Raw genomic sequence first — 12,375 nt, forward strand, 5'->3', positions numbered from 1 at the left:
ACGGCACCGGGAACCCGACGGTCCGCACGCGCGACGACGGCCACGACGGTGCGGCGGGGCACATGAGCGACGGCGACGACACCGCCGCCTTCGCCGGCTGGCTGCGACTGCGGGAGCCCGCCGACGCGGCGGCCCGCGCGGTGGACCTGCTGGCACCGGTGCGCCGACGCCTCGCCGGCGACCGGCCGGTCGTGATCCACGACCTGGGCGCCGGCACCGGGTCGATGGGGCGCTGGCTGGCCCCCCGGCTGCCCGGCCCGCAGCACTGGGTGCTCCACGACCGCGACCCCGGCCTGCTGGAGCGGGCCCGGGCCGCCCTGGCGGGCCTCGCCGCCTCCGGCGGCGGCGAGGTCACCGTGGAGACCCGGCAGGGTGACATCACCCGGCTGTCCGCCGCCGACCTCGCCGACGCGTCCCTGGTCACCGCGTCGGCGCTGCTGGACATGCTCACCGCCGAGGAGGTCGAGCGGATCGTGGCGGCCTGCGCCGGCCGGCCCACGCTGTTCACCCTCACCGTGGTCGGCCGGGTGCGGCTGACCCCCGCCGACCCGCTGGACGCCGAGGTCGCCGCCGCGTTCGACGACCACCAGCGGCGCGTCGCCCTCGGCCGGGGCGCGCTGCTCGGCCCCGACGCCGTCGCCGCCTGCGTGGCCGCGTTCGCCCGCCGGGGCGTCGACGTGCTGACCCGGCCCAGCCCGTGGCGGCTCGGCCCGGACCGCGCCGAGCTGACCGCCGAGTGGTTCACCGGCTGGCTGGGCGCCGCCCGCGAGCAGCGGCCCGAGCTGACCGGGCGGACCACGGCGTACGGCCGAACCCGGCGGGCCGCCGCCCACGCCGGTACGCTCGACGTCCTGGTCGACCACGCCGACCTGCTCGCCGGCTGCGGGTGAACCATCCGGGCGTGCCACACGTGAACCCGGAGGGAAGATGATCGTGCAGGGAGGTCCGGGTTTGCCAGCGAGCACGGAACCGGCGGCGTCGCCCGCCACACGCGTCGGCCGGCTGCCCCGGTCGTTCTGGGGGTGGGCGCGCACCCTTGCCGGGGTCGCGGTGCTGGCGGCCCTGCTCTGGCGGCTGGGCAGCGGCCCGTTCGTCGCCGGGCTGCGCCTGATCGACGGCGCGGCCGTCGCGGCGGCGCTCGGCATCGGCCTGGTCACCACCGTCTGCGCCGCGTGGCGGTGGAGCCTGGTCGCCGCCGGGCTGGGCGTCCGGCTGCCGCTGCGCGAGGCGGTGGCGCACTGCTACCGGGCCGTGTTCCTCAACTCCACCCTGCCCGGCGGGGTGCTCGGCGACGTCGACCGCGCGGTGCGTCACGGCCGCGACTGCGGGGACGTCGGCCGGGGCGTGCGGGCCGTGGTCTGGGAGCGCACGGCCGGCCAGGCGGTCACGGTGGTCCTCGCGGTGGGCGTGCTGGCCGCGTTCCCGTCGCCGGTGCGGCAGCACCTGCCGGCGGCGGCGGGGCTGGTCGTCGCCGCCGGCCTGGGCGCGGTGCTGCTGGGTCGCGTCGCGCCCCGGTCGGGGGCGTCGCGGTGGGCGCGGGCGCTGCGCACCGCCGTGGCCGACGTCCGCTCCGGCGTGCTGGGCCGGCGGACCTGGGCCGGCGTGCTGGTCGCCTCCGCCGTGGTGCTGGCGGGCCACCTGGCCACGTTCGTCGTCGCGGCCCGCACGGCGGGCGTCGACGCGCCGCTGTCCCGGCTGCTGCCGCTGACGCTGCTCGCGCTGCTCGCGATGATCCTGCCGCTGAACGTGGGCGGGTTCGGGCCGCGCGAGGGGGTGGCCGCGTGGGCGTTCGCCGCCGCCGGCCTGACCGCCGCCGAGGGCGTTGCCGCCGCCACCGTGTACGGGGCGTTGGCGCTGGTGGCGAGCCTGCCCGGGGGCGTGGTGCTGCTGGCCCGCCGGCTTCCGCCACCCGCGGCGACCGCCGTCGTGTCCCCGGCCCCCGTCGCCACCGCCCGCGCCGCCCGGTGGGTGTCGCGTCCGGCGCGCACCGGCGTGCACGGTTGACCGTCCGACGAAGGAGACCGATGTCCGAAGCACTGCCCGTCGCGACCATCCGGACCCAGGTGACGGTCCCGCTGCGCTTCCCCGACGGCTACGCCACCACCGCCCGGGTGTTCTCGTTCCACGGCCTCGTGGACGGCCGGGAGCACCTCGCGTTCGGGCTCGGTGACTGGTCGGTCGCGGTGGACCGGGCCGCCGCCGGCGGGTCACCGCCGCTGGTCCGCCCGCACAGCGAGTGCCTGACCGGGGACGTGTTCGGCAGCCAGCGGTGCGACTGCGGGCCGCAGTTGCGCGAGGCGGTCGAGCGGATCGCCGCCGCCGGTGGGCTCCTGCTCTACCTGCGCCAGGAGGGGCGCGGCATCGGCCTCTACGCCAAGCTCGACGCGTACGCCCTGCAGGACGCCGGGCTGGACACCTACGAGGCGAACCTGGCCCTGGGGCGGGGCGCGGACGAACGGGACTACACGGTCGCCGCGCAGATGCTGGCGGCCCTCGGCGCCGAGCGGGTGGCCCTGCTCAGCAACAACCCGGACAAGGCCGACCAGCTGCGCCGGCTCGGCATCGAGGTGGCCGAGCGGGTGCCCACCGGGCTGCACCTGTCCGACGCCAACGCCGGCTACCTCGCGGCCAAGGTGGACCGCGCCGCCCACACCATCGACCTCCCGTTCGTCCGGTGACCGCCGCCGCGCCGACCCCGCAGGACGCCGCGCCGGCCGCCGGCGCGCCCGCCACGCCCCGGCCGTACGTGCTGCTCAGCTGCGCCATGTCGATCGACGGCTACATCGACGACGCCAGCGACCAGCGGCTGCTGCTGTCCAACGAGGCGGACCTGGACCGGGTCGACGCCGTGCGGGCCGGGTGCGACGCGATCCTCGTCGGCGCGGCCACCGTCCGGGCCGACGATCCGCGCCTGGTGATCCGCTCGCCGCAGCGGCGCACCGAGCGGGCCGCGCGCGGCCTGCCGCCGTCGCCGACGAAGGTGACCGTCACCGCGAGCGGCGACCTCGACCCGGCGGCCCGGTTCTTCACCGTCGGGGACGCCGAACGGGTCGTCTACTGTGCCACGTCCGTGCTGGCGCGGACCCGGCACCGGCTCGGCGGCCTGGCCACCGTCGCCGACGGCGGCGACCCGGTCGACCCCTGCCGGGTGCTGGCCGACCTGGCCGCCCGGGGGGTGCGCCGGCTCATGGTGGAGGGCGGCGCGGCCGTGCACGCCCTGTTCCTCGGCGCCGGCCTCGCCGACGAGCTGCACCTGGTGGTCGCCCCGTTCTTCGTCGGCGACCGCCGCGCGCCACGCTTCCCCGGCGAGGGCCGGTTCCCGTGGCACCCCGGCCGCCGCGCGGGCCTGGCGGAGGTCCGCCAGATCGGCGACGTCGTCCTGCTGCGCTACGCCCTGTCCGGGCGCTGCCCCGGCGCGTGACCGGCCCGGTCGCCGCGCGGGTGCCTGCTGCGGTCACCCGCGCAGGCTGCGGGGGTTGGCCCGCCGCGCGGGTCAGTCGTCCGGCGGGGACAGGTGCTCCGCGAGTCGCGCGGCGGCGGTGAGCATGGCGCGGCCCCGGTCGGTGAGCCGCCGCCGCCAGTTCTCCAGGGACTCGGCCAGCGGCTCGGTGCCGGCCGCGTCGCGGACCTGCCGCACGACCGTGGCGATGTGGTCCAGCCGGTAGCCGCCGCGCCGCAGCAGGTGGGCCAACTCGGCGTCGCGCACGTCGTCGGCCGAGTAGAGGCGGTAGCCGGTGGCCTGACCCCGGCTCGGCGCGAGGATGCCGGCCCGTTCCCACTTGCGCAGGGCCGCCGGGGTCACGCCGACCCGGCGGGCGAGACCACCGATCGCCAGCGGCCGCTCGGGTCGGCCCGTCGGTGGCTGGTGGGGGCCGCCCACCGGTGACAGGTCGGGACGGGACGTCGGGGGCCGGTCGGGTCGGCTCGCCGCCGGTGGCCGCGTGAGCAGGCCCACGGCCACCTCGACGGCGTCGAGCGTCTCCCGGTCGCGCAGCAGCTGGGCGTGGCTGCGGTCGATCGCCCGCAGGGCGGCGTCCAGGTCACCGGCGTTGACGGCGCGCATGATCTCGCCGCTGGCGGCGTACCCGTGCGCCGGGATCAGCGCCAGGTAGGCGCGCAACGCCCGGACGTGCACGGCCGTGTAGGCGCGGTAGCCGCTGGGCGTGCGCCGGGCCGGGGGCAGCACCCCGTCGCGCTCGTAGTTGCGGACCGTCTGCGTCGAGATGCCGTGCTCGCGCGCGAGGTCGGCCGGCCGGTAGGAACTCCTGCGCACCCGACCTCCCGTTTGATGCTTACCGCCGGCTCCGCCGCCTGATTCTCGGCGCGAGCTTCACAAGGGAGTTCAACGATACGGTAGAGGTCATGAGCCAGCCTCCCCCGAGCGTCCCCGCCGCCGGCCTCCCGACCGAGGCCGACCTCGCCCAGCGGATCCTCGCGCTGCCCGCAGTCACGCAGGTGCGGGCCGACGCGGCGTCGGGCGCACCGCCGGCCAGTTGGGGCGAGCGGTTCTTCTTCGTCGGCCCGGACCGCCGCCGGCCGTTCGCCACGATCGTCGCGCACGACACGCCCGGGTTCGACGAGGACTCGCGCCTCGACCGGCCCGACGTCCACCGCCTCAACGTCGAACTGGGCCGTGCCGAGTTCCAGCGCCGGTTCGGCTACCCGCCCGCGCGCTTTCCCGACCACCGGGCCGGCATCGATTTCACCCGGCAGGGCGAGATCATGCCCCACCCCGCGTACGGCCTGCACGGCTGGGCGTGCGTCCTGTGTCCCGGCGTCGACCTGCTCCCGGAGGTGGACCGGCTGATCGCCCACGCGCACGCCCGGGCGGTCGACCGGCACCGGCGGGCCGGCGGCCGCCCGGGGCCGCACGGGGGCGGGACCCTCAGCGCGCCGGGCCGGTGACCTGGGGGCCCGCTTCGAGGAAGCGCAGCATGTGGGCGCCCAGCTCCTCGGCGAGGGCGAACGGCAGCAGGTCGGTGCGGATCGTGATGCGCAGCAGGGCGTCGGCGTGGCGGGGGATCGCCTCGACGGTGAGCCCGCTCATCACCTCCCGGGCGTACGGTTCGACGACCTCCTCGGTGCGGCAGCCGGGCAGGTCCAGCGGGAGCACCACGTTGTCCTGGTACGCGAAGCCGGGCAGGCCGGCGACGACCTCGCTGGGCAGCCCGACGGCCGGGTCCGCGGCGCTCTCCGAGAACGGCACGTCCTGGGCGGCCATCAGCTCGTCGACGGTCTGCTGGACGTGCCGGATCAGGTCCTGACCGGGCTCGAACCGGACCCGCACGCAGTTGGAGTTGATCCGGGTGGTGAACGCGGAGTCGAGGACGCGGCTGCCGCGCTTGGCCACGATCATGAGCAGGCCGATGTCGTCCTGGTGGTGGACGGCGCGCAGGGCGGTGGCGAAGGCGGCGACGAAGTAGCTGGAGCGGCTGAACCGGTGCTCCCGGGCCGCCTGGTCCCAGCGCTGCAGGACCTGCGGGCTGACGGTGAGGATGTGCCCGGCCTTCGGGCCCCAGGCGAGGGCCTGCTCCAGCGGCACCTTGAGCTCGCCGTCGCCCTGGCGGGGGAGGCCGTGGAGTTGGGTGCGCCAGTATGCGCGTTGGGTGGGCAGGTCGGCGGCGTCGTGGAGCCGGGCGTACTCGTCGTAGGTCTGGCGGAGGGTGGGCGCGGGGCGGTCCCATTCGGGGGCCTTGCCGGCGAGGCGGGCGGTGTAGGCGTGGGTGAGGTCGTGGACGAGGAGGGTGTGGGACCAGCCGTCGAAGGCGATGTGGTGGATGCCGATGCCGAGGAGGGTGCGGTTGGTGGAGCGGTCGCGGATGATGGCGGTGCGCCAGTTGCGGCCCTGGGTGTAGTCGAGGGGTTGTTGGACGGCGTCGGCGAGTTGGTCGAGGGCGTCCTGGGTGGTGGTGGCGTCGGTGAGCAGGAGCAGTTGGGGCATGCCGGGGTTGGGCGGGATGATCGCGACGGGTGGGTCGACGCGTCGGTAGCGGGCGTGCAGTGCCTCGTGCCGGCGGTGCACGTCGCCGAGCGCGGCCATCAACGCCCGCAGATTGAGCTCACCCTCCACCCACCAGGTGGTCGGGCAGACCAGCTCGAAGGGGAGCCAGACGCACTTGGCGACCGACAGCGTCAGCGGCACCGGCTTCGCCGGCCCGGAGCGGGCGGCACCCGACGGTTCCGCCTCGACCCGGGGGCGACGCGGCGCGGTGGTGAGCCACGCGGCGAGCGCGTGGGGCGTGGGGGTGCGGCGGATCTGGGACACGGGGACGACGGCGTCGGTGGCCTCGTCGAGTGCGGCGGCCACGGCGGCGGACTGGAGGCTGGTGCCGCCGAGGTCGAAGAAGCTGTCGTGGACGCCGACCCGGTCGATGCCGAGGACGGTGGCGAAGGCCGTGGTGACGAGCTGCTCGTCGGCGGTGCCGGGCGCGACGTAGTCGACGCCGACGTCGGGGCGCTGGGCGTCGGGGGCGGGCAGGGCGCTCCGGTTGATCTTGCCGGTGCCGCCGACGGGGAACCGGTCCAGGACCATGACGACGGCCGGCACCATGTAGGACGGCAGCACCGCCGCCGCGTGCTCGCGCAGCGCGGGCACCGATGGCGTGCGTCCGTCGCGTCCGGTGACGTAGGCGATGAGGCGGGGGGTGTTGTTGTCGTCGCGGCGGGTGACGATGGCGGTGGTGACGTCGGGGTGTTGTTCGAGGGTGGTTTCGATTTCGCCGAGTTCGATGCGGATGCCGTTGATTTTGATCTGGTGGTCGATGCGGCCGAGGATTTCGAGGGCGCCGGTGGTGTTCCAGCGGGCGAGGTCGCCGGTGCGGTAGGCGTGTTGGCCGGTGTGGGGGTCGGTGACGAATCGTTGGGTGGTGAGTTCGGGGCGGTTGAGGTAGCCGTCGGCGATGCCGTGGCCGGTGATGAGGATTTCGCCGGGCATGCCGGCGGGGACGAGGTTGAGGTGGGTGTCGACGATGTGGATCTGTCGGTTGGGCATGGGCCAGCCGATGGGTACGTAGGGTCCGCCCCAGCCGGTGGAGGCGTCGTACCAGGTGCACGCCACGGACGCCTCCGCCGGCCCGTACGCGTTGATCAGCCGTACGCCGGCGGCCAGCCAGCGCTGCGCCATCCGGGGCGGCACCGGCTCCCCGGCGAGCGTCAGGCACGACATGCTCGGGCAGTCGGCCGGGTCGACGGCCGCCAGGTTGGTCGGCGGGCAGAACGCGTGGGTCACCTGCTGCTTGGCGATCAGGTCGGTGAGGCGGCGGGCGTCGAGCAGCTCGTCGCGGGAGCAGACGACGACGGTCGCACCGGAGGTGAGTGCGGTGAAGATCTCGCCCAGGGCCACGTCGAACACGGGCGTGCAGCTGTGCAGCATTCTGCTGTCGGGGCCGATGGCGCACTCGTCGGCCATCCAGGCCAGGAAGTTCGTCAGCTTCTCGTGCGTCAACACCACACCCGTCGGGGTGCCCGTCGACCCCGACGTGTAGAGCACGAACGCCGGCCCATCCGCCCCCACCGTCGGCAGGTCCACCGGACCGGCAGCCTCGATCTGCGGCCCCTCCTCGTCCAACGCCACCACCCGCACCGCGCCCGGGCACGGCACCCGCGACACCACCTCACCCACGGTCAACACCACCCGCGCACCAGACTCAGCCAACAACAGGCGCATCCGCTCCGCCGGCCGCGCCACATCCATCGGCGTATACGCCGCACCCGCCCGCAACACCCCCAACGCCGCCACCAACGTCCACAAACTCCGATCCAACGCCAACGCCACCACATCGCCCCCACCCACGCCCGCCACCGCCTCCGGTGACCGCCGTGCCCAGCCCACCACCAACTCGTGAATCGGCACGGCCGGCACCCCCCGCACCGGACCCCGACCCCACCCCAACAACCGATCCCGCTCCACCGCCGACACCAACCCCAACCTCGACAACCCCCGCCCAGGCTCACCCAACCCCGCCCCCACCAGCGTCCCCACCGCAACCACAAACCCCCGCACCCAACCGTCCGAGAACTCCTCCACCGCAAAGTCCACCCGCAGACCCGAACCGTCACCGGCCACCCACACCACCAGACCGGTATCCACCACACCCGGCCCCACCTCGGCCACCGGCCCATCGGCCAACCCCACCACCACCGGACCCACCGACGCCGCATCCGCCGCCGACAACGGAGCCGCCAACGCCGCCTCCACCCGACCCCGCAACTCACCAAACCCCGGATCATCCGCCACATCCACCCGCACCACACCACCCGAGGCCAGCCCGAGGACCACCTCCGACTGACCCGTGTACCGCGCCAACACCCCCACCAGTCCCGCCACCACGGCAGCGCCCGACGCCGCCGCGCCGGCCGGCCATTGCACCGCCCGCCACACCGAGCCCGCCCGCGCCGGCCACCCCATCGGCCGACGCAGATCACCCACCAGATCGAGGGCCTCGAAGTCGGTGCCGGGGCCGGCGAGCCCCGGAGCCTGGGCCTGACCACCAACGGACCCGACAGACATGAGCCAAACCTCCGATCAGGACCGGCGTCGCCCGTAGGCAGGGCCGGTTCGGGAAACCAGGAAACCCCGTGGACGCGGCCGTCCGCGCCCACGGCATGAGGGGGTACGACGTTCGATCAGCGGCCCGGAGCCGGCGCGGGACCGGCCTCGAGGAAGCGCAGCATGTGGCCGTTCAGCTCCTCGGCGAAGCGGTACGGCAGGTAGTCGGTGCGGATGGTGACGCGCAGGAGGGCGTGGTCGGCGCGGGGCAGCACCTCCACGGTGAGGCCGTTGGACACCTCCCGGGCGTACGGGTCGACGACCTCCTCGGTGCGGCAGCCGGGCAGGTCCAGCGGGAGCACCACGTTGTCCTGGTAGACGAAGGTCGGCAGGCTGGCGACCACCTCGCTGGAGAGCCCGGCCGCGGGATCGTCGGCGGTCTCCGCGAAGGGCACGTCCTGCGCCCGCATCAGGTCGGCGACCGTCTCGTGGACCCGCAGGACGAGCTTGTCGTCCTGCGGCCCGTCGAAGCGCACCCGCACGCAGTTGAGGTTGAGTCGGGTGGTGAACGCGGAGTCGAGCACCCGGCTGCCGCGCTTGGCGACCACCATCAGCAGGCCGATGTCGTCCTGGTGGTGGACGGCGCGCAGGGCGGTGGCGAAGGCGGCGACGAAGTAGCTGGAGCGGCTGAACCGGTGCTCCCGGGCGGCCCGGTCCCACCGCTGCATCACCTCGGGCGGCACCGTCACGGTGTGCCCGGCCTTCGGGCCCCAGGCGAGGGCCTGCTCCAGCGACACGGTCGGCCCACCGTCGCCCTGCCGGGGTAGGCCGTGGAGTTGGCCACGCCAGTATGCGCGTTGGGCGGGCAGGTCGGCGGCGTCGCGGAGCCGGGCGTACTCGTCGTGGATCTGGCGGAGGGTGGGCGCCGGATGGTCCCAGGTGGGTGACTGTCCGGCCTTACGAGCGGTGTAGGCGTGGGTGAGGTCGTGGACGAGGAGGGTGTGGGACCAGCCGTCGAAGGCGATGTGGTGGATGCCGATGCCGAGGAGGGTGCGGTTGGTGGAGCGGTCGCGGATGATGGCGGTGCGCCAGTTGCGGCCCTGGGTGTAGTCGAGGGGTTGTTGGACGGCGTCGGCGAGTTGGTCGAGGGCGTCCTGGGTGGTGGTGGCGTCGGTGAGCAGGAGCAGTTGCGGCATACCCGGGTTCGCCGGGACCAGCGCCACCGGCGGCTCCACCCGTCGGTAGCGGGCGTGCAGGGCCTCGTGCCGGCGGTGCACGTCGCCGAGCGCGGCCATCAACGCCCGCAGGTCGAGGTCGCCCTCGACCCACCAGCTCACCGGGACCACGACCTCCAGGGGCGACATCAGGCACTTGGCCACCTGCTGCGCGAGGGGCACCGGCCCGGGACGCTGGCGGCCCTGGCCGGCGGCCGGGGTGGTGCCCGTACGCCGCGGCGCGGTGGCGAGCCACGCGGCGAGCGCGTGCGGGGTCGGGGTGCGGTGGATCTGGGACACGGGGACGACCACGTCGGCGGCCTCGTCGATGCCGGTGGCCACGGCCGCCGACTGCAGGGACGTGCCGCCGAGGTCGAAGAAGCTGTCGTGGACGCCGACCCGGTCGATGCCGAGGACGGTGGCGAACACCGTGGCGACGAGTCGCTCGTGCTCGGTGCCAGGTGCGACGTAGTCGACGCCGAGATCGGGGCGGCGGCCGTCCGGGGCGGGGAGCGCAGCCCGGTCGATCTTGCCGGTGCCGCCGACGGGGAACCGGTCCAGGACCATGACGACCGCCGGGACCATGTAGGACGGCAGGATGGCGGCGGCATGCTCGCGCAGCGCCTCCGGCGTGGGGGTACGTCCGTCGCGTCCGGTGACGTAGGCGATGAGGCGGGGGGTGTTGTTGTCGTCGCGGCGGGTGACGATGGCGGTGGTGACGTCGGGGTGTTGTTCGAGGGTGGTTTCGATTTCGCCGAGTTCGATGCGGATGCCGTTGATTTTGATCTGGTGGTCGATGCGGCCGAGGATTTCGAGGGCGCCGGTGGTGTTCCAGCGGGCGAGGTCGCCGGTGCGGTAGGCGTGTTGGCCGGTGTGGGGGTCGGTGACGAATCGTTGGGTGGTGAGTTCGGGGCGGTTGAGGTAGCCGTCGGCGATGCCGTGGCCGGTGATGAGGATTTCGCCGGGCATGCCGGCGGGGACGAGGTTGAGGTGGGTGTCGACGATGTGGATCTGTCGGTTGGGCATGGGCCAGCCGATGGGTACGTAGGGTCCGCCCCAGCCGGTGGAGGCGTCGTACCAGGTGCACGCCACGGACGCCTCCGCCGGCCCGTACGCGTTGATGACCCGGGCGCCCGCCGCCAGCCAGCGCTGGACGAGTTGCGGCGGTGCGGCCTCGCCGCCGAGGACGACGCAGCGCAGGCTGGGGCAGGCCGTCGGGTCGAGCGGGGCGACGTTCGTCGCGGGCCCGAAGGTGTGAGTGACGCCGTGCCGCTCGATGAGCCCGGTGAGCCGGCGTACGTCGAGCAGGTCGTCGCGGGAGCAGACGACGACCTGGCCACCGGAGATGAGCGTGGCGAAGACCTCCCCGAACGCGGCGTCGAAGACCGGCGCGGCCGAGTGCAGCATTCTGCTGTCGGGGCCGATGGCGCACTCGTCGGCCATCCAGGCCAGGAAGTTCGTCAGCTTCTCGTGCGTCAACACCACACCCTTCGGGGTGCCCGTCGACCCCGACGTGTAGATCACGAACGCCGGCCCATCCACCCCCACCGTCGGCAGGTCCACCGGACCGGCAGCCTCGATCTGCGGCCACTCCTCGTCCAACGCCACCACCCGCACCCCACCCGGGCACGGCACCCGCGACACCACCTCACCCACGGTCAACACCACCCGCGCACCATGATCAGCCAACAACAGGCGCATCCGCTCCGCCGGCCACGCCACATCCATCGGCGTATACGCCGCACCCGCCCGCAACACCCCCAACGCCGCCACCAACGTCCACAAACTCCGATCCAACGCCAACGACACCACATCGCCCACACCGACGCCCGCCGACCGCAGAAACCCCGCCAGCAACCCCGACCTGCGCTCCAACTCCCCGTACGTCAACACCTCGCCACCAGCCACGCCCGCCACCGCCTCCGGTGACCGCCGTGCCCAGCCCACCACCAACTCGTGAATCGGCACGGTCGGCACCTCCCGCACCGGACCCCGACCCCACCCCAACAACCGATCCCGCTCCACCGCCGACACCAACCCCAACCCCGACAACCCCCGCCCAGGCTCACCCAACCCCGCCACCACCAGCGTCACCACCGCATCCACAAACCCCCGCACCCAACCGTCCGAGAACTCCTCCACCGCAAAGTCCACCCGCAGACCCGAACCGTCACCGGCCACCCACACCACCAGACCGGTATCCACCACACCCGGCCCCACCTCGGCCACCGGCCCATCGGCCAACCCCACCACCACCGGACCCACCGACGCCGCATCCGCCGCCGACAACGGAGCCGCCAACGCCGCCTCCACCCGACCCCGCAACTCACCAAACCCCGGATCATCCGCCACATCCACCCGCACCACACCACCCGAGGCCAGCCCGAGGACCACCTCCGACTGACCCGTATACCGCGCCAACACCCCCACCAGTCCCGCCACCACGGCAGCGCCCGACGCCGCCGCGCCGGCCGGCCATTGCACCGCCCGCCACACCGAGCCCGCCCGCGCCGGCCACCCCATCGGCCGACGCAGATCACCCACCAGATCGAGGGCCTCGAAGTCGGTGCCGGGGCCGGCGAGCCCCGGAGCCTGGGCCTGACCACCAACGGACCCGACAGACATGAGCCAAACCTCCGATCAGGACCGGCGTCGCCCGTAGGCAGGGCCGGT

Annotated in this window: 8 protein-coding genes; 5 read left to right on the forward strand and 3 right to left on the reverse strand. The window is 74.3% G+C overall.

Translation table 11 applies throughout. The features are described from left to right. The first annotated feature begins 62 nt into the window (after positions 1–62). The 4 genes from TK50_RS15155 (at position 63) to TK50_RS15170 (ending at position 3,421) form a co-directional block, all read left to right on the forward strand. Positions 63–890, forward strand: a complete 828-nt coding sequence (locus tag TK50_RS15155; protein ID WP_043964629.1) for a methyltransferase domain-containing protein — start codon at positions 63–65, stop codon at positions 888–890. Between the two features lie 37 nt (positions 891–927). Beyond that, positions 928–2,004, forward strand: a complete 1,077-nt coding sequence (locus tag TK50_RS15160; protein WP_082106331.1) for a lysylphosphatidylglycerol synthase transmembrane domain-containing protein — start codon at positions 928–930, stop codon at positions 2,002–2,004. A gap of 20 nt (positions 2,005–2,024) precedes the next feature. Beyond that, positions 2,025–2,678, forward strand: a complete 654-nt coding sequence (locus tag TK50_RS15165) for a GTP cyclohydrolase II (protein WP_043963321.1) — start codon at positions 2,025–2,027, stop codon at positions 2,676–2,678. A gap of 68 nt (positions 2,679–2,746) precedes the next feature. After that, positions 2,747–3,421, forward strand: a complete 675-nt coding sequence (locus TK50_RS15170; protein ID WP_255700278.1) for a RibD family protein — start codon at positions 2,747–2,749, stop codon at positions 3,419–3,421. A 72-nt stretch (positions 3,422–3,493) separates the two neighbouring features. Here the strand turns inward: TK50_RS15170 and TK50_RS15175 are convergent, their stop codons facing one another. After that, positions 3,494–4,273: a MerR family transcriptional regulator gene (locus TK50_RS15175; RefSeq protein WP_043963322.1), complete on the reverse strand. Its 780-nt coding sequence runs from the start codon at positions 4,271–4,273 to the stop codon at positions 3,494–3,496. A gap of 89 nt (positions 4,274–4,362) precedes the next feature. Between TK50_RS15175 and TK50_RS15180 the strand changes: the two genes are divergently transcribed. Beyond that, positions 4,363–4,905: a DUF6194 family protein gene (locus tag TK50_RS15180; RefSeq protein WP_063838579.1), complete on the forward strand. Its 543-nt coding sequence runs from the start codon at positions 4,363–4,365 to the stop codon at positions 4,903–4,905. Here the strand turns inward: TK50_RS15180 and TK50_RS15185 are convergent. Beyond that, complete coding sequence (locus TK50_RS15185; protein WP_043963323.1) at positions 4,886–8,509, reverse strand: non-ribosomal peptide synthetase; 3,624 nt, start codon at positions 8,507–8,509, stop codon at positions 4,886–4,888. The genes TK50_RS15180 and TK50_RS15185 overlap by 20 nt on opposite strands. 116 nt (positions 8,510–8,625) lie before the next feature. Then, positions 8,626–12,327 (reverse strand): non-ribosomal peptide synthetase, encoded by a 3,702-nt coding sequence (locus TK50_RS15190; RefSeq protein WP_043963324.1) that lies wholly within the window; start codon positions 12,325–12,327, stop codon positions 8,626–8,628. Positions 12,328–12,375 lie beyond the last annotated feature (48 nt).

Source organism: Micromonospora haikouensis (assembly GCF_000876225.1).
In the GTDB taxonomy this organism is placed as follows: domain Bacteria; phylum Actinomycetota; class Actinomycetes; order Mycobacteriales; family Micromonosporaceae; genus Micromonospora; species Micromonospora haikouensis.

What these genes read in the sequence shown, in the direction of transcription:
- TK50_RS15185 (WP_043963323.1), bottom strand. Translation starts at nt 8,509, where the DNA reads ATGTCTGTCGGGTCCGTTGGTGGTCAGGCCCAGGCTCCGGGGCTCGCC.
- TK50_RS15190 (WP_043963324.1), bottom strand. Translation starts at nt 12,327, where the DNA reads ATGTCTGTCGGGTCCGTTGGTGGTCAGGCCCAGGCTCCGGGGCTCGCC.
- TK50_RS15155 (WP_043964629.1), top strand. Translation starts at nt 63, where the DNA reads ATGAGCGACGGCGACGACACCGCCGCCTTCGCCGGCTGGCTGCGACTG.
- TK50_RS15160 (WP_082106331.1), top strand. Translation starts at nt 928, where the DNA reads ATGATCGTGCAGGGAGGTCCGGGTTTGCCAGCGAGCACGGAACCGGCG.
- TK50_RS15180 (WP_063838579.1), top strand. Translation starts at nt 4,363, where the DNA reads ATGAGCCAGCCTCCCCCGAGCGTCCCCGCCGCCGGCCTCCCGACCGAG.
- TK50_RS15165 (WP_043963321.1), top strand. Translation starts at nt 2,025, where the DNA reads ATGTCCGAAGCACTGCCCGTCGCGACCATCCGGACCCAGGTGACGGTC.